The organism is Archangium violaceum Cb vi76, from assembly GCF_000733295.1.
In the GTDB taxonomy this organism is placed as follows: Bacteria; Myxococcota; Myxococcia; order Myxococcales; family Myxococcaceae; genus Archangium; species Archangium violaceum.
The window spans coordinates 55,393-75,534 of record NZ_JPMI01000367.1; the positions used below are offsets into that span (position 1 = coordinate 55,393).

Below are 20,142 nucleotides of genomic sequence, written 5' to 3' on the forward strand. Positions count from 1 at the left end.
GCATGTGGCCCCTAAGGAGAGAGCTCAGTAGGTCCTGGCCGTGTAGATAATCGAGCCGCAGCCATCTGACTTGATGTAGCCATAGGCCTCCAGCACGGGGCTGAAGGTCGGGTCGATCCCTGCGTACACCTGGTTGGTGCTGAAGCAGCAGGTGTTCGAGAAGGTGGGGCTCCACTCCGCGTCGTAGTTCACGATATCGGGGTCATACATCCAGGCAGCTGCCCTCACGTAGATCCTCTTCGTGTAGGGAGAGTACGGGCTGGGCTCCAAAAAGTAGCCCTGCATGGAGACTGAGCCGCCGGTCATTTCAATGAAGAACTGGGCGTCGAAGCCGTAGGTGCCGCCGCAGAATGGACCCGAGCTACTGCCCTCCTCGTAGAAGCCCTGGGCCGAGAGGCGCTCGTTGGGCGTCCGCACCCTGACGCTGTTCTTCTCTTCGGCGAGGGCGTTCTCCAAGAATTGGATGCGCTGATCACTCTCCTGCGGGCTCGCCTTGAGCGCGGAAACGTTGCCGTTCGCCTTGAACACCTGCGCGATGAGGGCCCGCTCTGTTCGGGCCAATTGCAGCTCATACTCCAGGCCCTCGACGCCGGTGCTGGACCGCTCACGGATGCCGTCCTCCCGCACGCGCTCCCAGACACCGGGGGCGAGCTGGGCCCAGGGCTTGGGCGTCAACATGCTCCGCCCGGCCAAGGGCCGCGCAACTGGCTCGCCCTGTGGCATGGGGTCCTCGCCTCCACACGCCATCAATGCCAGCACGGTGGGCAACCAGATGAATGGCTTCGTCATGGTATGGCTCCTCGTCAGTGGTCTGGCGTCATTGCCAGGGTGCATACAGGCCGACCTGTTGATATTGACGGAGTACTCTCCGCGTGAAGAAAGAACATACTCCCAGGAAGGCGCAGTCAGCCAGACAATACAGGGACAGAGTGAAATTCCTGTCATTCCACGAGGCGAAGAGGAACGGGAAGACGATGCCGGTCCCTTCCTGGGTGAAGAGTTCCGTCCACAGCAGCACGGGGTAGGTGTGTACCGAGCCAGAGACGGTGTCCAGAGACGGTGTCGAAGGACTCGAACGGTGGATGCGAGGGGATTTCCTGGCCAGCTTTCCGCTCTTCTCTTTTCCGCCGCGTGTCGTGCCGGGTCGCTTCACTCGAATTCTCTGACACCCTTTCGGCCCTTGAGGGGCGCGATGCGTGACGCTGCCGCCGGACACCCTCTCGGGTGGATGTTTCAGCCGTCACGCTTCCGTCACGCCTGGGCCGGTAGGGATGCTCACGTGTCTTGGATCGGTCTCGAGGCGGCACGATGGCCCCGAGAGACCTTGGGGGTGCCCGTGCGATATCGAGGAATGTGGAGCCTGGTGGCGGTGCTTGGATTGGCGTGTGGAGACGTCCCGCGTGAGACCGTGAAGTCCACGCCCGCCGTGCTCGTTCGTGTCGAGGAGGAAGCCGCCGGAACGGCGTGCGCGCTCGGCGGCCGGGCCATCCGGCGGGGAACGGACCGCAACGGCGATGGGCAACTGGCCGACGCGGAAGTGGAAGCCGTCGACCATGTTTGCCGGAGCGAAGCGCCTCCACCCGGCGAGCCCGTGGTGCTCCTGACCCAGACGCCCGAGGCACCCGGTGCGAATTGCACCGCCGGGGGCGTGCTCGTGCGCGCGGGCGCCGACACCAACGGCAACGGCGTGCTGGAGGACGCGGAGGTGACGCGCTCCTTCTACGGGTGCCAGACCGAGCCCGAGGCGCCCCTGGCGGTGCGGACCCGCGAGAGGAACGAGCCCCCGGGGGCCCACTGTGCCGAGGGCGGCGTGGCCATCCAGGCGGGAGCGGACGCCAACCGGGACGGGGTGCTGTCGGACGACGAGGTGGAGTCGACCTCGTACGTGTGTGGCGAGCCCGAGCACCCCGTGTTGACCAGGACCGAGGCCATCGCGGCCGGTACGGAGTGCGCCGACGGAGGCTCCCGGGTGTTCGCCGGACGCGATGACAACGCGAATGGTTTCCTCGAGGCTTCCGAGGTGGAGAAGACGCTCACGCTCTGCCGTGCCCGCCCGGATTACTGGACCTATTACGGTGAATACACGATCCGTAACGCGGCGGATGTGGTGGCGCTCGCGCGCGTGGGCCACATCATGGGGCTGCTGCGCATCGAGGCGAGCTCGGCGGAGCAGATCGATCTGCCGCTGCTCAAGACCGTTCGCGGCCTGGTCATCCAGAACAATCCGTTGCTCAAGCGGTTCTCGTCCGGCCTCGAGTACGTGAACGGAGGCGTCGTTGTTCTGGATAATCCCCTGCTGAAGTACGTCGATCTGGCGGGGGGGCCGATCAAGGGAGACGTCATCATCACCCGGAACGCCCGCCTCGTCTCGTTCAGTGTGAGCGACCTGACGGACATCTCCGGCCACGTCGTGGTGGAGGATAACGCGTCGCTGACGGAGCTCTGGGGTTTGGCGTCGGTGCGGCACATCGGTGGAAACCTGACCGTGAAGAACAACGCCTCACTCCACCACTCCGGGTGGGCCTCGATTGGTTTCAGTGGACCCCGGTCCATTCTCGGACAGCTCACGGTGCTCCAGAACCCCGAGCTTGCGGAGTTTGCCACGCAGCTGGCGGTCATGGGTGGAGGCATCACCGTCCAGGACAATCCCAAGCTCGAGCACTTCCGTGTGCATGGGTTGACCTCGTTGCCGGGCAGCCTGGTCCTGAGAGGCAATCCCGTCCTGTACTGGCTGCAGGGTCTGGAGACGCTGCGCCTCGTGCAAGGGGACCTTCATCTGGAAGGGTTCCAGTTCCTGGATCAGCTCCACCTGGACGCCCTGGAGCACGTGGGGGGGAGCTTCCGCTTCATCGACAATGACGCCATCTACGGATTGCAGTACCTCGAGAAGCTGGTGTCCATCGGAGGATGGCTCGTCCTGACGGACAACCTGTTGCTGAGCAATCCGCGTTTTCTCACCTTGCGCAGTGCGAACGGCGTCGTTCTCGAGCGCAACGCCAATCTGACCTATGCCGGAGGCTTGTCGGACCTGCGGAGCCTCCTGTGGCTGGAGGTGAACGACAATCCGAAGCTGAGCCAGCTGAGGGGCCTCTCCAATCTCGTCACCGCATACACGGTGAAGGTCTCGGGCAATCCCGAGCTCGCCTCGCTGGACCTGTCCGCGCTGTCGTGGGTGGAGAGCTTGACCCTCACGAACAACACGAAGCTGCCCACGTGCCTGGCCATGGCGCTGCGCACGCAGGTGGCGGCCCACCTCTTCAGCACCACCATCAGCGGCAACCTCGAGCCGTCCAGCTGTCCCTGAACCGCTGTGCGGCGGCCACCGCCCAGAGGCCTGGCGCCGGTGGCGGTGCTCGTGCACGCCGCCGGCTGCGTCCGGCGGCGCTGGGCAGAGGGCCCCTTCTTCATTCATGCGACGGGGAGCGCGGCCTGTCCTTCCGGCGCAGCCCCAACGCGCTCATCGCAAGGCCGATGAGAACCGGAATGGCGAGGATGAAAGCCGCCTCCCAATCACCGAGCAGGCGCACGTCGGGCTGGCCGCCACGCCAGCGCTCCAGGGCCTCACTCCTCGGCTCATCTTCGCGTCCAACCATTTCCACCTGCTGGTGTGGACCCGAGGCGTGGCGCTCGCCTCCTTCATGAAATACCTGCGCGCCAAACTCGCCAAGAAGGTGGGCCGCCGCGTCATCCCCTGAGCCATGACGCGGGCGGATGGATTAGCCTGCCGGTGGAGGTCCGTCCCACATGGCGAAACAGTTTCCCCGGCTCGAGCCCGCCCACCGTGAGTTCATCCAGCGCCAGCGGGTGTTCTTCACCGCGTCCGCCGCGCCCACCGGACACGTGAATCTCTCACCCAAGGGGCTCGACGCACTCCGGGTGCTCGGAGACAGGGCAGTCGCGTACCTCGACCTCACCGGCAGCGGCAACGAGACGGCCGCGCACCTGCTCGCGGACGGGCGGCTGACCCTCATGTTCTGCGCCTTCGAGGGGCCGCCCATGATTCTGCGCCTCTACGGCCGCGGCCGGGCCCTGCGCCGCGGCGGTGAGGAATACACGCGGCTGCTCGCCTCGGACTTCGGCGGCGTGGAGCCACTCGGTGCGCGGCAGCTCATCCTGCTCGACATCGAGCTCGTGCAGACCTCGTGCGGCTACGGCGTGCCGCTCTACGAATACGAAGGCGAGCGCCCCACGCTCACGAAGTGGGCCGAGGCCAAGGGCCCGGAGGGACTCGACGCCTACCGGCGCCAGAAGAACACGCGCAGCCTCGACGGGCTGCCGACCGGCCTCTTCGACGAGGGGACCTGACGTCAGGGAATGGGCACGCGGCCCTGGCCCGCGGCGGGCACGCTGCTCCCGCTTCCGCCCTGCCCGTCTGCCCGGGGACCTCACCCGGGAGGGTTTCGATACATGCTGCTGACGTTCGCGCACTATCTGGCGCGCCACTTCGCCGAGCAGGGACACCTGGGAGTGAAGGTGCGGGCGGACGTCTTCGTGAGCCTTCATGGCTGGCCGCGTCAGCGGCTCGTGGACCCGACGGTGGACCTCGCGGCGGTGGGGACGTGGGGCGACCTCCTCTGCTGGGTACTGCCCTTCCGCGAGGTCAATCCCCCTTGAGAGGTAGAGACGGTACGGGCAAGGTGGCATAGAACCTCCCGGCGCGCCACGGATGGATGGCGCTATCGGAGGCCCGTAATGGGGGTTGCGACCGACCACGATCTCACTCCGCTGCTCAATCAGTGCGGCGATGAAGATCTCCAGCCACTCGTTGACTATATCCTGAACGCCTCGACCAATGATCTTACGACATCCCCAGGCTACGAAGCCCGGCCTGGGGCTCCGTCCACATACGTCTCGGAGATCGTCTACGAGATCAAGACATTCGGCGGCAACACCTTCGCCAACATGTTCCGTGAAGACGGCGTCCCCTATCGGGAGGTTGTCACGGACGTCGCCGAGCGACTGAAGGTCCAGGTGTCGGAGGACGACACTGTCGAGGAGATGGAAAGCGGCATCCTCACCAAGGTCCTCGAAGACATGTTGGAAAAGATGTCCCCCGAGGAGCGGCAGCGGCTGGATGAAGAATTCGCCGAGGCCGGACGGGCCGTGGGGGACAAGGGCGCCACCGTCCCACTGAGCATACTGATCCTGCAAGGCGGAGTGCGTCTGTCGGGCTTCATGGCCTACCGGTTGGCCGCCATTGTCGCCAATGCGGTGGCTCGCGCGGTTCTTGGCCGGGGGCTGTCCGTGGGTGCCAATGCGGCACTCATGCGCGTGCTGGGAATGGCCGCGGGCCCCATCGGCTGGGTGCTCACGGGGCTGTGGACGGCGATCGACATCGCGGGCCCGGCGTTCCGGGTGACCTTGCCTTGCGTGTGCCACGTGGCGTTTTTGCGCCAGAAGCAGGCCTACAAGGTGGCCCTGTGACCCACTTGACCATTTCCGTTGCCTTCGAGGTCCCTGGACGGATCCTGGAAGGATTGAAGAAGGGAGAACTGATTCGACGGGGCGGGGTCATCCAGCGCCCGGATGGAGCCGTCGTCATGTGGCTGCGTGAGTCAGGTGGGCTCCAGAAAGCGCTGGAGGCCCAGCCCGTGCAAGCCGCACAGCGGACCCTGCAGGGGGCAATGGATCAGGCTGGCGTGCCCACCACCAGCGCCATCGGACTTTCCACTCTTCAGTTGGGGCTGACGGCGATCGGTTTCGCGCTGCTGTATCGCAAACTCGGCTGCATCCAGGAACGATTGGATGAAGCACTGAATCGACTCGCCGAATTGAAGGTGGAGGTGTCCTGGCTGGATCGGCGCGCGGATGCCGAGATCTTCGCGCGCTCCGCGGCGGCGATCGAATCAGCGCGTTGGGCGGAACGGTCCGGTCGGCTGGAGCAATTGACGCAGTTGCGACATGCGTTCACGGCAGCCTGTTCTCACCATCGCGCACTGTTGACTGCGGCCAGCAGCGCGAAACGGGTCCATGCGCACGCAGGAGCCTACATGGCCCATTTGATGGGTCTGGCGCAGAGCGGCCTTGCTCGGGCGCGCTGCGATGCATTGCTCGATGGACCCCAACAGGCCCGAGAGCATTTCCTGCCTGTGAAGAAAGAGGTGGAGCAGTTCACCGAGGTGCTGCGGGCGCCTCTCCGTCAGCTCGACAAACATCCGGAGCTGCTCACGCTGGCTCCCGCAGCGCAAGCCTCGGTTCGCGATGCACTCGGCTCCGCACGCATGGAGGCGGAGGGACTCGTGACGCTCGACACCCAGCTTGAGCATTGCATCCGGCATGGCCTCTCCTGGAAGGAGTGGGAGTCAATCGGAGCAGGGGATGAAAGTGAACGCGTACTGATTCTATTGCCCGGCTCGGCCATGGGCCGCGAGGCGGCAAGGCACTAGGCACCTGTCCTCAGCCGCGGCCCTCTCCGGCTTCGCCGACTTCGTCCCAAACCCGATACTGTCATCCGTATGAATCATACACCGGTCGAGTGCTGCGAGGGCTGTGGCTGGTACACCGGACCCAATGAGCCCGCGTTCAGCTCGTGCGAGGGGTGTGGTCGCAGGTTATGCCGAAAATGCTTGGCCAAAGGATGTTGTGGACATTCCCCTGCGAGGACACTCAAGGGTCATGCTTTTCCACGAGCCAACGACCCACTTCGCGAACTGCCTGCTGCCGTCGAGCATTCAGTGGGAAGAGCATATAGTTTGCCGATGCGCAGGGCGAACTATGACATTGGCCGATGCTGTCCTCGTGCCAATAAGGTTCCATGTTCGTGCGCCATGGCATGGGAATGTCCCGAACACGGGCCGAAGCACGTGGGCAAACACGACTGATCTCCGCCCTGGAACTCCACGATCTTCCCGTATGCGGTCGAGAGGGCTGACGGATTTCCAGTGGTGGGGCGGTACGCCCACCAGGCAACCGCGCTCGAAGGCCTGGGGTGAGCAGTCACTGTGCCCCAGACGCCCACTGCCCCTGCTGGGGGGGGAGCCGCCTGGGTCAGCGTGTGCCCAAAGGGGCTGCACTGCCTCTCCACCAGCACGGCGCACAGCTCGCGTGACACTCGGCAGCAGCCCTCCGCGACCCCTCGGTTCCAGCCCTCCGCCAAGAACCTGTTTGGTCTCCCAGGCGATCCGCGCCTCCTCGGTAGGAGTGGGCTTGGCTCAGAGTGGCGGGCTACTTTCAAGAGGCGGCGGGAATCGAACCCGCCGCTCCGCGATCCAGCGTGGGTACGCGGCTAGGCGGCCTCGCGCACGGCGGTCTGGGCTCCGGACGGCGACAGGATCAGCGGCAGGGCCTTGAGTCCCCGCAGCCCGATGGAGCCGCGCCAGCGCAGCTTCTCCGCGGGCACGGCGAGCTTCATTTCCGGGAAGCGCCGCACCAGATGCTGGAGCGCGATGGTTCCCTCCAGCCGCGCCAGCGGCGCCCCCAGGCAGTAGTGCACGCCCATTCCAAAGGCCACGTGGCGGTTGGGCTTGCGGGTGATGTCGAGCGTGTCCGGGTTCTCGAACACCGACTCATCCCGGTTCGCCGAGGCCAGCAGGGGCAGCACCGTGGCTCCCCGGGGAATCACGTGCCCGTCCAGCTGGATGTCCTCCCGGGCGTAGCGGGGCGAGGGCTGGTCGACGGGGTTGCCGTAGCGCAGCAGCTCCTCGACCGCGGAGCCGATCAACTCGGGATTCTCGCGCAGCTTCTGGAGCTGCTCCGGGTGCTGCAGGAGCGCCAGCGTTCCATTGCCAATCAGGTTGACCGTGGTCTCATGTCCCGCCAGCAGCAGCAGGAAGATCATGGAGATGAGCTCGTCCTCGCTGAGACGCTCTCCCTGCTCCTCCGCCTGCACGAGCGCCGTGAGCAGGTCATCCCGGGGCTCCGTCTGGCGCAGGCGGATGAGCTTGCGGAAGAAGCGCATCATGTTGAAGGCGTTGGGCGTCTGGAGCAGGAACCCCGAGGGGGTGCCGAGGTTGTCCAGCAGGCCGCCCATCTGCCGGTGGAACGTCAGCCGATCCTCCTCGGGAACGCCCATCATCTCCGAGATGACCGTCAGCGGCAGGGGGAGCGCGAAGTCGGCGAGCAGATCGACGGTCGGCTTCTTCTGGGCCGCGTCGAGCAGCTCGCCGACGATCTTCTCCACCGCCTGCTTCATCTCCTCGATCCGCCGGGGGGTGAAGCCCTTGTGCACCAGATCCCGCAGGCGGCGGTGATCCGGCGCGTCTTTGGAGAGCATGTTGTTCTGGAGGATCCGGAACAGCTTGGGCACCCACCAGCGGTCCATGGGATCCTTGCCCTCCAGGACGTTGCGGCGGTCGTTGGCGAGCCGTGGGTCCGTGAAGGAGCTCACGATGTCGTTGTAGCGCGTGAGGTAGTAGGTCTTCCCGAAGATGGGGTGTTTGTAGAGAACGACCGGTGACTCCTTCCGCAAGCGGGCGTAGGTGGGGTACGGGTTGGCCCGGAGCTCCGGGGTCTTGAGGTTGATTTCAGGGGTCATCGGTCGTCTCCCGGGAGTGGATGCCTCAGTTCTTGCGCAGCCAGAGCGAGCGGGGCCCACGCAGGAAGAACGAGCCACCGTAGTCGATGCGCTCGGGCTGGCGCGAGGCGAAGCCCAGCCGCGGGGCGCGCTCCATCAGATCCTTGAGCGCCACGGGGGCCTCCAGCCGCGTCAGCGGAGCACCCAGGCAGAAGTGGATGCCGTGGCCGAACGACATCAGGCCGTTCGTCTCTCGCTCGGGGTCGAAGCGCTCGGGGTTGGAGAACTTGCGCGGATCATGGTTGGCGGACGCCAGCATCGCCACCACCGTGGACCCCTCGGGCACCTTCCCGCCGCTCAGCTCCACGTCCTGCGTGGCGCGGCGCATCAGCCCCATCACGGGCGAGTCGTAGCGCAGCGTCTCCTCGGACACCCGGGCGCAGGCCTCGCGCGTGGGGTTGCGCCGCAGCCACTCGTACTGCTCCGGGTTGCGGATGAGGGAGACCAGGCTGTTGCCCAGCAGGTTCGTGGTCGTCTCGTTGCCGGCGATGAGCAGGATGATGGCGAAGGAGTTCACCTCCTGGGGCGTCAGGGCCTCGACGCCGTCACTGCTCTGGACGAGCAGGGAGATGAGGTCGCCCTTGGGCTCGAGGCGGCGCTTCTCGGCGATCTCCGACATGTAGTCGCTCATCTCCTTGGTGTTGCGGATGGCCTCTTCCGGGGGCTTGCCATCGCGCAGGGTCTGCGCGCCGGATTGGATGAGCGAGTCGCTCCAGCGCTTGAAGTCGCGGCGCCGGGACACCTCGATGCCGAGCATCTCCGAGATGACGGTGACGGGCAGGGGCGAGGCCAGTCCGTCCATGAAGTCGAACTCGTCACGGGCGGTCATCTCCGCGATGAGCCCCCGGGACAGCTCGAGCACGCGGGGCTCCATCTCGGCGATGCGCTTGGGGAGGAAGGCCCGGCTGACCAGGCCGCGCAGCCGCGTGTGGATGGGCGGATCCGAGTTGACCAGGTTGGCCACCGAGCCATCCAGGGGGGAGGTCTCCTTGGCCAGCTGGCCGTTGACGCGGATGTCCACGGAGGAGAACAGGGCGGGGTTCTTCAGGATGTACGTCACGTCCTCGTAGCGGCTGACGACGTGGGCCTGGAGGCTCTTGAGCCAGAAGAGGGGCGCCTTCTCTCGCAGCTCGGCGAAGTAGGGGTACGGGTTGTTGATGACCTCGGGGTTGAGGACGTCAAACGTGTCCAACAGGCTCATGGTGTGGCTCCTTGGTGGGAACGACAGCGGTGACAGGAGTGAGGGCTCAGCGCGGGGCGGCGCCTTCCAGGAAGCACCGCAGCAGCGGCGCGAGCAGCGCCTCGGTGGGCGAGGGCTGTTTCGCGAGGAGCTGGCGCACGACGAGGCCATACATCATGTCCAGCAACAGCCCGGGGTAGTGGGGGGCATCCTCGGGCCGCAAGGCACCTTCCTGGATGCCTTGCTCGCCGAGGTGCTCGAGGCGCAGGGAGACCTCGCGCCACATCTCCAGGTGGCGATCCAGGTCCTCTTCCCGCGAGGCATCGCGCCGCAGCGAGTCCTCCAACAGGAGGGAGAGGAGCCGGAAGTGCGTCTGGGAGTGTTCCAGGATGCAGCGCAGGAACCCGTGCAGCCGCGCGCGGTAGGGGTTTTGAAGGCTGCGCTCCAGCTCCGCGTCGAGCAGGGCGAGCAGCTCGCGCCCACGCGTGTCGCGCAGGGCCGCCAGGAGCTGCTGCCGGTCCTCGAAGTAGTTGTAGAGCGTCCCCACGGAGACGCCCACGCGCGCGGCGATGTCGTCCATGCGCGCGGCCTGGCCCTGCTCGCTCAGCACCTGCTCGGCGGCGTCGAGGATGGCGGCCCGCGCCTCCTCCTTCATCCGCATCCGCATGGACTGGGGCTTGCCGCGGGGGGTGGTTGAGCGCGCGTTCATGAAGTTGAACCAATATACAAAAACATGAAAGTCCAGTTCAAGCGGAAGAGGCAGGAGAGCAGGCAAGGCCTCCTTGGGACGTTCGGGAGGCAACAGTCCTTCCCTCTGGGGCGAGAGGTGGTGGCTACCGGAGGCTCGGCACTAACCGGAGGGGGGCTACCTTGAGAGCTGACGGCGTGTTCCAAGGGCCGTGGCTTCGATGCCAGTCCCATTAGCCGCTACGCGCTGCACACACGGGTGTTGCCGCAGGCTTGGTTGTTGGCCAAGCGCGTCAAATACTCCGTGGTTCGGGCGTTGGACGGGTTGTCGGGACAGGGAGCCGCTGTGCAGAGGGCCTGCCCTGGTTTTGGCTACGAGCGGGGGCAATTGATCCCAATAGTCGGACCAATCGGCATGCCTCGCTCTGGAAGGTGCTCCCATTTCCTACAGGAGCACCCCTGAGAGAACTGATTCCGAACTGGCTTGGGTCGTGCTTCTCGGGGTTCAACACGCGAGCCCGAGGCTCACTCCTGATGGCATGGGGCTACCGCTTATGGCCCTTCGTGCCGACGAGTGCGAACTGCTCCATCCAGAGGTCTCCAGATGTCGGTGCATCAAATTCCTGTGGATGCGCCGAGGAGAGAGGTCCTGCATAGAGCTTTTCAATCAGCCCGTGGGTGATGTCGTCGGGCGGTAACATGCCGTTCACGGGGTGTAGGTAAGGCCGCTTGATGCTGCGGAAGACTTTTGCCACTGCGGCGAGGGTGTCCCTCTCTTCAAAGAGGTTTTCTCGGTCTCCACGCTTGCGGATGCGCCGCACTCCTTCTTCTGGCTCCACATCAAGGAACACCAGCAGGTTTGGTGGCGGAGCGAACTCTTCGTTCTTCCGGAGGATCTCTTCAGGATCGAATCCCCGAGCCCCTTGATAAGCAGCCGTGGAGAAGTAGTAGCGATCCACGATGACGATCTTGCCCTGCTCCAGCGCGGGATTGAGCAGCGTCTTGACGTGTTCCTTGCGGTCTCGCATGAAGAGTTCGAGTTCATCTTCAGGTGAGAGCCGACCCGTGGTGGCCGATTCACGCAGCTTGCGCCCCCACTTCCCATCCGTGGGTTCCTTACTGCGGATGACGTCCCAGCCATCTTCGGCAAGGATCTTGTGCAGGCGCTCGGCCTGAGTGGTCTTTCCCGCCCCATCAATGCCCTCGATGACGAGGAGCAAACCCTTCTTCAGGTGACGCTTTTGCACGGGGGCATCCTCCCAGGGATCCCGGTGGAGTCAAAGATCAGGTAGGAGTAAGCACCACCAGCACCAACCGCTAGCGGTCCCCCGCTCTTCGTGCACCTATAAGCGCTGCGGCACTGTACGAGGATGGGCGCGCTTACCGTTCCTTCTCGGAATGGGGTGGGGTCGTGTGAGAGGCCTCCCAGCGTCAGGGTCGTTGCGTGTTCTCTGCAGGGGTGTAGATCGTCCGGGTCCCTTTGCGGTCTCCCTGGAGCGCACCTCATGATTCGGCTGGTCGTCACGGACATGGACGGAACGCTGTATTCGTGGATTGACTACATCGTTCCGGCGGTGGAGGCGCTGGTCGGCTCAGTGGAGCGTTCGACCGATTGGCCGCGCATCAAGATTGTGCAGGCACTCAAGAAGGTCTACGCGAAGTACGAATCGAACGAGTATCCGTTCGTCCTCCAGGAGTCGGAGATCTTCGAGGCGTTCCCCGAGTTCGGCTCGTTCGACAAACTGATCATCGAGCCCGCACGTACCGCTTTCAAGGACGCCCGTAAGAAGTACCTCCAGCCCTACCCGGGCGTTATCGACACGCTTGAGAAGTTGAAACAGCAGGGTATCCCCGTGGTGGCGCTTACGGACGCACCGCGCAATCCCGTGGAACTTCGGGCGAAGATGCTCAAGCTCGATCAGTATCTGGACGCCATCTACTGCCTGCCGGGATTCGAGTTCCCGAAAAGCGATGGCGGAGAGAAGAAGATCTCTCCGCGCATTGAGAAAAAAGAGCAGCAGGGCGAGTACCGGGCCGCATGTCGGGTAACAGAGCTGCCTCGAGACTACGAGAAGCCAAATCCGCTTGGTTTGCGGCGCATCTGTGAGGAGATGGGGGTCTCGCCGACGGAGACGCTCGTTGTGGGTGACGCGCTCAAGAAGGACGTGGCCGTGGCTCGGGAGGTGGGTGCAGTGGACTGCTGGGCCGAATACGGCACCTACATCTCTTTGGAGTACAAGGAGCGGCTCGAAATCATCTCGGCTCCGGCCATCACGAAGCGCCATGCTGCGAGCATCCTTGATGGCGATGCTCGTAAGAATGCGCATCCGACGCACCGGATCTCCAACTTCGAGCAGATTCTCCAGATCATCGACAGCGCTTCAGCGCGGGCGTGAAGTTCAGGGCCCTTCGTTGACGTGGAGACAATGCGTGGGGCCTATCCGTCACGAACTCTTCCGGGTGTTGGCTACCGGAGGCTCGGCCCGGCCCCGAGGCGCGGCGGGGTCAGGCCGGGGCGATAATCCCGGGTATGGCCACGTCGAATGCCTCCGCTCTGGGCGCTTCTGGCAGCTCCTCTTCCTCCCTCCCCGAGGGCCCGCTGTCCGAGGGCAGCAAGGGCCCGGACGTGCAGCGGCTCCAGGCCGTGTTGATCCAGCTCGGGTACCTGAGCGGCAAGGCGGACGGGGACTTCGGGCCGAAGACGAAGCAGGCCCTCATGCGCTTCCAGCGGGAGTGGCGGCTCACCCAGGACGGTGAGTACGGGCCCCGGACGCGCGCCGCGCTCCTCAAGGCGCTGGTGCCCGTGAAGAAGCCCCCCATTGTCTCCAAGCCCTCGCGAAACCAGGAGTCTCGCCGGGGCGTGCCCATCGACGCCATCGTCCTGCACCACACCGCCACCAACAGCGCGCGGATAGACCTGGCCACGCTGCGCTGGGTGCGCGGCAACAACCGGGTGAGCGCGCACTACCTGGTGGGGCCGGATGGCACCGTCTACCAGCTCGTGCCGGACAGCATGGCCGCCTGGCACGCGGGCCGTTCCTCGCTGCACGGCGACACCGAGCCCAGCGTCAACACGCGTTCCATCGGCATCGAAATCACCAACGACGGCACCGGCCAGACGCCCTTCACCGAGGCGCAGTACCGGGCGCTGGAGCAGCTCGTGCCGTACCTGGCCCGGCGGTATTGGGTGCCGAAGGAGAACATCCTCGGGCACCGGGACGTGGCCCCGGGCCGCAAGACGGACCCGGCCGACAACTTCGACTGGGCCCGCGTCCGCCGCGCCGTCGACGCGGCCGTGTGACGCGGGGCGTCATGGGGACTGGGGCCGGACTCGGGGTGTGGGAGCCCGCACGGAGAGTGGGACGCAACTTCCGCCCGCTGATCGCGATAATCCCTCAACGGATTTTCCCGAGCCCTACCGCTGGAGCCCCCCATGAGCATCATCGACCGCGGCCGTAACCTCATCAACACCGTGCGCACTGGCGCGCAGAATGCCGTTGAGAAGACGCAGCAGGTGGCGAACACGGTGACCGACAAGGTGACCGAGGGCGCTCAGCGCGTGGGCCAGTTCGTCGACGGCTTCGAGGACAAGGCCACGAGCAAGGCCCGTGAGCTGAACAACCAGTTCTTCGGTGGCTCGAAGCCGGACCGCGCGTTCGACGGGCACCTGGTGGGCGCGGGCGGCCAGACGTTCCCGCCGGGCACCTCGCTGAGCGACGTCCCGGGCGTCACCCCGCGCAACAACCCCAACCCCTCCGAGACGTTCATCTACGTCAACGGCATCTCCAACACGAAGGACCAGCAGTTCAACAGCATGCAGGCGATCGCCGACCGGACCGGGGCCAAGGTCGTCGGTATCCACAACTCCACCGAGGGCATGGTGGCGGACCTCGCCCAGTGCGTGAAGGACAAGCTGGACAAGGGCCACAACCCGGCCGTGGACTCCATGGCGGACACCGTCTACTCGGAGCTGAAGGCGGGGCGAGACGTGCACCTGTTCGCCCACAGCCAGGGCGCCCTGGTGACGAGCCGCGCCCTCAATGACGTGGCCAACCGGCTGCGCATCGAAGATGGGATGTCCAAGGCGGACGTGGAGAAGCTGCTGAGCAAGGTGAAGGTGGAGACCTTCGGCGGCGCGGCGGCGAACTTCCCGGACGGCCCCCAGTACGTGCACTACGTCAACAACAAGGACCTCGTCCCCACGTGGTTCGGCCAGGGCAACGGCTCGGGCGTGGACGAGTGGGCGCGCAACGGCGGCAGGGGCGCGGTCATCCACCGCTTCGAGCACGGCTCGGGCATCAATGGCGCGCACGGGCTGGGGGATGCGTACCTGCCGCAGCGCGTGCCCTTCGACCAGGCCCGCGCCGGCCAGTTCAACTGACGGAGCCCCGCGCCATGCTGCAGTGGATTCTGTCCGCGGTGGGAATGGCCCCGCCTCCGCCTCCGAGCGGGGGCGAGATGACGCGCGAGCTGGCGCGGGAGCTGTTGCGCTGGTACGCGCGCTCACAGGGCGCGGTGCTGAGCGAGGGCCTCAACGCGCAGGGCTTCGGTGGCATCACCGTGGGCCCGGCGCAGGTGTACTTCGAGTACCACGAGGACACGAAGACGCTGGAGTGCAGCGCGCTCGTCTACCGCTTCAAGGAGCCGCCCAAGCCGGGCGTGCTGGAGGGCTTCCAGGCGGAGGCCCGTGAGGGCACGGACACCGGTGGCGGTACCGTGGACTACGAGCGGGAGAACCGGGGCCTCTTCCTGAGCCGCGACTACACGCAGGTGCCGGACGGCAACGCCTTCGCCAAGGACATGAAGCGGCTGGCGAAGGCGAGCGTCGTCTGGGGTGACGAGGTGTTGGACCGGGTGGCCTCGCGCGTCTTCCACCCCGAGGAGCTGGAGAAGCGCTGAGTCACGCCGCGGTGCGGCTGTCGTCTCCCGAGGTGCGGGCCAGGGCCAGGGCCTGCACCCAGTGCTCCAGCGCATCCAGCAACACGCTGCGCTCCTCTCCCTCCATGGGGAGGAGCAGCCGGGCCAGACGCTCCTGCACCACGGCGTCGGCCTCGTCGGCCACCGCGCCGCCCCTGGCGGTGAGCCGCACCGCCACCTGCCGCTTGTCCGCGCGCATGCCCCGATGCCGCGTGATGAGCTCCAGCTCCTCCAACCGGTCCAGCAGGCGCGTCATGGGCGGCATCGCCATGCCCATGCGCTCGGCCAGTCCGTTGACGGAGAGGAAGCTCTCGGCTCGCAACCACCAGAGCGCCTGCATCTGCCGGGGCTCGAGCTCCGCGTGGGGAAGCTCGTCCAGCGGGTTGGCGAAGGCCCCCTGCCGGGCCATGTCGACGAAGAGATTCCTCAACCGCGCGACCACCACGCGCACCTCGGACGTCAGCTCCGACATGGACATGTCTCCTGTCCCCCTCCGGCCCGATAGGGGGTCGCGGCGGTAACGCGCGGGAAGCCCGGGCATATCGGCGCTTGGGGCGGCTAGGCTGCTGGCCCCTATGAATACCTTCTCTCTCGTCGTTCTCGTGGTGGTGGCGCTCGCGGATGGGAGCCAGGCTCCGGAGCCTCGGGCGCAGGCACCGGCGGCGGCCCAGGGCGCCAAGGCCCCGGCCTCCTTGCCGGAGCCGCGTTGGCAGGGGCTGCCCGGGTGGCTGGGCTTCGCCACGGTGAAGCCCGATGTGGAGCAGAGCCGGGCGTACTGGACGCCCAGGCACCCGAAGGCCCAGGTGGTGCTCTTCACGGATATGTGGAAGTCCGTACCCGAGGGCACGAAGGTGCGGCTCGTCTCCTCGGCCGGGCCGGGCGAGGGCACCTATCTGGGCACCTCGGATGAGTCCTACGGGTGTGACGGGAACACGGCCACCTTCGCCGGCTTCTCCTCCGCGAAGCCGCTGCCCGAGGGCCCCGTGTGGGTGCTCCCGCCCGGAGACAGCGAGGGGCTCGAGTCCCTGCCGGTGAAGGAAGTCCCCGCGAATTCGCTGGGCGCCCCGCTGCCGAAGGGCAAGAAGGCGGCGAGCAAGGAGCTCCGGGCCTACGAGGCCGGGGGGCTCGGCTTCCTGCTGACGAAGACGGGCAAGCTGCGCGGGCAGCTCACCGTGCTGCTCGGGGGCAAGAAGGTGGGGACGGACTCCATGTCCAAGGGCGAGATGGAGGGCAGCGAGCGGTCGCCGCTGAACCTCTACGACAAGGACGAGGTGGGCGTGCCTCGCCCGGAAGCGGCCTTCCAGCTGGGCAAGGAGGGGCCGGTGGTGGTGGTGCTCGGCACCCGGCGCTACGAGGGGCACCTCTTCACGGTGGCCGTGCGGCGCGGCGACAAGGCGGAGCTGCTCAACCAGGACTCCGAGGCCCCGTACTTCTGCGCCTTCTGATAGGGAGGGGCCATGGCGCGCTCGCTGCCCAGGCCCTCCCGCGGTACCGCCCTCGTGGCCCTGCTCGTGCTGGGGCTGCTGGGCGCGCAGGCGCTCCTGGCCTCACCGGGCGGGGACCTCTCGAGTCACTACACGGACCACCTGCGGCACATGGCCGAGTCGCAGGCGCTCGTGGAGCGGGGTTTCGCCATCTACCGGCAGCCGTATGGCGAGGCCGCGCGTGGCCTGTTCCCCTGTCCCGAGCACGAGGGGCTGTTCCCTGACCGGACCGCGCCGTACCCGCCGCTCGGGATGCTCCTGCACTGGCCGCCAGGCTGGCTGGAGCGGGCGGGGTACCTCGCGCCCACGACGGCGCACCGGTTGATGACGCTCCAGTGGCTCGCGGTGGCGCTGGCGGCCGGGCTCCTGGGCCTCGTGCTGCTGCGGCCGCATGGACGGTGGGCACTGGCTGGAGGCGCGCTGCTCCTGTGGCCCGGGCTGGTGGGCTCGGGGGCGAATGGTTTCTACGACGTGGCCTATGTGCTCGTGGGCACCGCGGCGCTCCTGGCGCTCCGCGAGCAGAGGCCCGCCACCGCGGTGGTGCTGCTGGGCCTCTGCGCGGCCGTGCACTTCCGCGCGCTGGTGTTCGCGCCCGTGGGACTCTGGGCGCTGCTCGCGGCGTGGCGCGCCGGGCGGGGCAGGGCGCTCGCGTCGGGGGCCGTGGCGGTGGGCCTCGTCCTCACCGCGGCGGCCAGCGCGGCGGCCCTCTCCGGCACGCTGGAGACCATCCCCGCCGACAACCCCGTGCACTTCTCCCACCTGCTGCGCGGCAAGTCCTCGCCGCCCGCCTTCATCCTCCTGGCGCTCGGTGTTGCCGGGTACCTGGTCCGTTACCGGTACGTGTGGTCGGCGCTCAGCGTGCTCGCGGGGGCGATGGTGGCTCTCATGGACCGCTCGCACGGCTACTGGCACGTGCTGCCGCTGGTGGTGCCCGCCCTGGTGCTCGCGGCCGAGCGGCCCGCCTCGGCGCCACCCGCTCCGCGCCTCTGGTGGGCGGCCTGGGGATGGGCGCTGGTGGGCGCGCTGGTCTCCTTCCGCTATCCCCTGACGCCCTACTGGCAGTGGCTGGTGGATGTGATGCGGGGCCGTGTGGCCTGACTCCGGAGGGCCTGACTCCGGAGGGGCTGACTAGGGGCCGAGCTTCCGGGCGGCGTCGAGCCCCGGGAAGTCGGGTGCCGCGCGCTCGAGCGCCTCCTCGAAGGGCCGAGGCTCGAGGTAGACGCGGATGAGCTCGCCGGTGCGGGAGAAGAACTTCACCACCTCGGCGGTGAAGTGCATGAACTTGTTGCGCGTGAGGATGCTCACGCTCTTGAGGGCCGGGCGGTGCGTGCTGAACCACGCGGTCCACGCCTCCTGCACGGGCAGGTTGGCGCCGGTGATCTCATCCATCTCGATGAACAGCTCGATGGGGCTGTATCGGCTGATGTCCTCGCGCAGCTCGTCCATGGGGGCGGTGCCGAACTCGCCCTTGTCGGTCCCGACGATGCGCATGAACACCACGCCCGGGCGCGGTCGCAGGTAGGTGAAGCTGCACCGCTCGCTCGACAGCCGTACCGCGCCGTCCTCCAGCGTCTCTCGTTTGAACGACATGGGTCCTCCTGGCGTCCCGAGAACACAGCAAACCCCGGGCCATTCCATGGGTCCAGGACGTCCGAGGGCTTGGAAAAGGTGGGGCTGGACGCACCGGTCGAAACGAATGACCCTTCTTCCAGAATGAAAGGGTCACCCATGCGAGCCGGGGAGCTGCGCATCGAGACGTTGCTGGAGGTGGATCCGCGGGAGGGCGTGCGCTTCGCGGGAGAACGGGCGCTCATCCTGGACGCGGTGGCGATGGGGATGCTGCGCAAGCAGTTGGTGGAGATGCTGGGCCTCGCGGGAGCGAGGGCGGTGCTGACGCGCTTCGGCTTCGCCCACGGCTGGCGCATGGCGGAGGCGCTGCGCACGGGCTACCGGTGGAGCAGCGAGGCCGAGTGGCAGATGGCCGGGGGGCTCCTCCACACGCTGCAGGGGCTCATCCGTATCCGGCCGGGGGAAGACAATCCGCTGGCGCCCCGGGGAGCCACGGTCGAGTACTCGTACGAAGCGGAGCAGCACCTGCTGCACCTGGGACGGGCGGAGGCGCCCTCGTGCTGGACGCAGTGTGGCTTCGCCAGTGGCTACATGAGCCGGGCGGCGGGCCGGCCCCTCTACGTGCTGGAGGACCGGTGCGTGGCGAGGGGGGATGCGGCCTGCCACTTCGCGGGCCGGACGCTGGAGGAGTGGGGGAGCCAGCTGGAGGAGCACCTGCCGTACTTCCAGGGAGAGGTACTCGATGCCTCGCTGCACCAGGTGGCGAGTGCCCTCAAGCGCACGGAGCGCAAGCTGCGCGAGCGGGCGAGGGCACTGGAGCAGGTGGTGGGCGAGCCGGAGGGGCCGGGAGGGCTGGTGGCACGCAGCCCGGGGATGAGACGGGTGGTGGACCTGGCCCAGCGGGCGGCGAGGAGCGAGGCGACGGTGCTCATCATCGGGGAGAGCGGCACGGGGAAGGAGCGCGTGGCGAGGCTGGTGCACGAGGAGTCGGCGCGAGCGGGAGGGCCGCTGGTGGCCATCAGTTGCGCGGCGCTCACCGAGTCGCTGCTGGAGGCGGAGCTGTTCGGCCATGCGCGAGGAGCCTTCACGGGGGCGACGCACGAGCGGGTGGGGCTGCTGGAGGCTGCGGCGGGCGGGACGCTCTTCCTGGATGAGATGGGGGAGATGCCGCCAGGCATGCAGGCGAAGCTGCTGCGGGCTTTGCAGGAGCGCGAGGTGAGGCGGGTGGGGGAGAACACGAACCGGCCCATCGACGTGCGGGTGGTGGCGGCGACGAACCGGCCGCTGGCCGAGGAGGTGGCGGCGGGCCGTTTCCGCAAGGACCTGTACTACCGGTTGCGCGTGGTGGAGCTGACGGTGCCTCCGCTGCGGGAGCGGCGTGAGGACATCCTGCCGCTGGCGCGGGTGTTCCTGGTGGACGCGGCGAGGCAGTTGGGGCGAGCGGCGCCAGGGTTGGAGGCGGAGGTGGCGGATCAGCTCCAGCGCTACGACTGGCCGGGAAACGTGCGCGAGCTGCGCAACGCGATGGAGCGGGTGGTGGCGCTCTCGCGGGGTGTGCGGGTGGAGCTGGAGGACCTGCCGGAGGATGTGCGGGCGGCGTTGCCGATGCCGGCGCTGACGGGAGAGGTGCGCACGCTGGAGGCGGTGGAGCGCGAGTACATCCTCGCGGTGCTCGCGCACAACGGAGGCAACCGGACGCGCACCGCGCAGGAACTGGGTATTGGCGCGACCACGCTGTACCGCAAGCTCAAGAGCTACGAGCGGGAGACACGCCGACGGAAGCGGTGAGCCAG

20 protein-coding genes are annotated in these 20,142 nt (G+C 67.0%); 13 read left to right on the forward strand and 7 right to left on the reverse strand.

Annotated elements, in window-relative coordinates; translation table 11 throughout:
• Window positions 1–24: 24 nt before the first annotated feature.
• Window positions 25–789 (reverse strand): hypothetical protein, encoded by a 765-nt coding sequence (locus tag Q664_RS45685; protein WP_043411875.1) that lies wholly within the window; start codon window positions 787–789, stop codon window positions 25–27.
• A gap of 547 nt (window positions 790–1,336) precedes the next feature.
• Here Q664_RS45685 and Q664_RS45690 point away from each other — a divergent pair.
• From Q664_RS45690 to Q664_RS45715, 6 genes are all read left to right on the forward strand, one after another.
• The gene (locus tag Q664_RS45690; protein WP_152622734.1) at window positions 1,337–3,304 is read left to right on the forward strand and encodes a DUF7151 family protein; all 1,968 of its coding nucleotides are present in this window, start codon (window positions 1,337–1,339) and stop codon (window positions 3,302–3,304) included.
• A gap of 106 nt (window positions 3,305–3,410) precedes the next feature.
• Window positions 3,411–3,695, forward strand: coding sequence for a hypothetical protein (locus Q664_RS45695; protein ID WP_043411880.1), 285 nt, complete (start codon window positions 3,411–3,413; stop codon window positions 3,693–3,695).
• Between the two features lie 49 nt (window positions 3,696–3,744).
• Window positions 3,745–4,305: a pyridoxamine 5'-phosphate oxidase family protein gene (locus tag Q664_RS45700; protein WP_043411883.1), complete on the forward strand. Its 561-nt coding sequence runs from the start codon at window positions 3,745–3,747 to the stop codon at window positions 4,303–4,305.
• A 102-nt stretch (window positions 4,306–4,407) separates the two neighbouring features.
• The gene (locus tag Q664_RS45705; protein ID WP_043411887.1) at window positions 4,408–4,614 is read left to right on the forward strand and encodes an HTTM domain-containing protein; all 207 of its coding nucleotides are present in this window, start codon (window positions 4,408–4,410) and stop codon (window positions 4,612–4,614) included.
• Between the two features lie 78 nt (window positions 4,615–4,692).
• The gene (locus tag Q664_RS45710; protein ID WP_043411889.1) at window positions 4,693–5,424 is read left to right on the forward strand and encodes a YaaW family protein; all 732 of its coding nucleotides are present in this window, start codon (window positions 4,693–4,695) and stop codon (window positions 5,422–5,424) included.
• Window positions 5,425–5,429: 5 nt separating this feature from the next.
• Window positions 5,430–6,386: a hypothetical protein gene (locus Q664_RS45715; protein WP_152622736.1), complete on the forward strand. Its 957-nt coding sequence runs from the start codon at window positions 5,430–5,432 to the stop codon at window positions 6,384–6,386.
• An 839-nt stretch (window positions 6,387–7,225) separates the two neighbouring features.
• Here the strand turns inward: Q664_RS45715 and Q664_RS45720 are convergent.
• The 4 genes from Q664_RS45720 to tmk all read right to left on the reverse strand — a co-directional run bounded on the left by Q664_RS45720 (window position 7,226) and on the right by tmk (window position 11,626).
• A complete protein-coding gene (locus Q664_RS45720; RefSeq protein ID WP_052519516.1) occupies window positions 7,226–8,473 on the reverse strand; it encodes a cytochrome P450 family protein in 1,248 nt (415 codons plus the stop codon).
• Between the two features lie 25 nt (window positions 8,474–8,498).
• Complete coding sequence (locus Q664_RS45725; RefSeq protein ID WP_043411894.1) at window positions 8,499–9,713, reverse strand: cytochrome P450; 1,215 nt, start codon at window positions 9,711–9,713, stop codon at window positions 8,499–8,501.
• 46 nt (window positions 9,714–9,759) lie between these two features.
• Window positions 9,760–10,401, reverse strand: coding sequence for a TetR/AcrR family transcriptional regulator (locus tag Q664_RS53650; protein WP_052519517.1), 642 nt, complete (start codon window positions 10,399–10,401; stop codon window positions 9,760–9,762).
• 523 nt (window positions 10,402–10,924) lie between these two features.
• Window positions 10,925–11,626: a dTMP kinase gene (gene tmk / locus Q664_RS45735; RefSeq protein ID WP_063934881.1), complete on the reverse strand. Its 702-nt coding sequence runs from the start codon at window positions 11,624–11,626 to the stop codon at window positions 10,925–10,927.
• 258 nt (window positions 11,627–11,884) lie between these two features.
• On the opposite strand from tmk, the gene Q664_RS45740 reads away from it, so the two are divergent.
• From Q664_RS45740 to Q664_RS45755, 4 genes are all read left to right on the forward strand, one after another.
• Entirely contained in the window at window positions 11,885–12,775 is an 891-nt protein-coding gene (locus tag Q664_RS45740; RefSeq protein ID WP_052519518.1) for an HAD family hydrolase, read from the forward strand.
• A gap of 134 nt (window positions 12,776–12,909) precedes the next feature.
• Window positions 12,910–13,680, forward strand: coding sequence for a peptidoglycan recognition protein family protein (locus Q664_RS62805; RefSeq protein ID WP_043411896.1), 771 nt, complete (start codon window positions 12,910–12,912; stop codon window positions 13,678–13,680).
• A gap of 132 nt (window positions 13,681–13,812) precedes the next feature.
• Window positions 13,813–14,760, forward strand: a complete 948-nt coding sequence (locus Q664_RS45750) for a hypothetical protein (protein ID WP_043411898.1) — start codon at window positions 13,813–13,815, stop codon at window positions 14,758–14,760.
• 77 nt (window positions 14,761–14,837) lie between these two features.
• Complete coding sequence (locus tag Q664_RS45755) at window positions 14,838–15,278, forward strand: type III secretion system chaperone (RefSeq protein WP_198956272.1); 441 nt, start codon at window positions 14,838–14,840, stop codon at window positions 15,276–15,278.
• A 1-nt stretch (window position 15,279) separates the two neighbouring features.
• Here Q664_RS45755 and Q664_RS45760 read toward each other — a convergent pair whose 3' ends face one another.
• Window positions 15,280–15,768, reverse strand: coding sequence for a MarR family winged helix-turn-helix transcriptional regulator (locus tag Q664_RS45760; RefSeq protein ID WP_052519519.1), 489 nt, complete (start codon window positions 15,766–15,768; stop codon window positions 15,280–15,282).
• A gap of 103 nt (window positions 15,769–15,871) precedes the next feature.
• Between Q664_RS45760 and Q664_RS45765 the strand changes: the two genes are divergently transcribed.
• Together Q664_RS45765 and Q664_RS45770 are read left to right on the forward strand one after the other, a co-directional pair.
• The gene (locus Q664_RS45765; protein WP_152622737.1) at window positions 15,872–16,741 is read left to right on the forward strand and encodes a hypothetical protein; all 870 of its coding nucleotides are present in this window, start codon (window positions 15,872–15,874) and stop codon (window positions 16,739–16,741) included.
• A 12-nt stretch (window positions 16,742–16,753) separates the two neighbouring features.
• Window positions 16,754–17,878: a hypothetical protein gene (locus Q664_RS45770; protein ID WP_043411905.1), complete on the forward strand. Its 1,125-nt coding sequence runs from the start codon at window positions 16,754–16,756 to the stop codon at window positions 17,876–17,878.
• 30 nt (window positions 17,879–17,908) lie between these two features.
• On the opposite strand, the gene Q664_RS45775 is transcribed toward Q664_RS45770, so the two are convergent.
• Complete coding sequence (locus Q664_RS45775; RefSeq protein WP_043411907.1) at window positions 17,909–18,370, reverse strand: hypothetical protein; 462 nt, start codon at window positions 18,368–18,370, stop codon at window positions 17,909–17,911.
• Window positions 18,371–18,508: 138 nt separating this feature from the next.
• Here Q664_RS45775 and Q664_RS45780 point away from each other — a divergent pair, with 138 nt between their 5' ends.
• On the forward strand, window positions 18,509–20,137 hold the full coding sequence (locus Q664_RS45780) for a sigma-54-dependent Fis family transcriptional regulator (RefSeq protein WP_043411909.1): 1,629 nt from the start codon (window positions 18,509–18,511) through the stop codon (window positions 20,135–20,137).
• Window positions 20,138–20,142 lie beyond the last annotated feature (5 nt).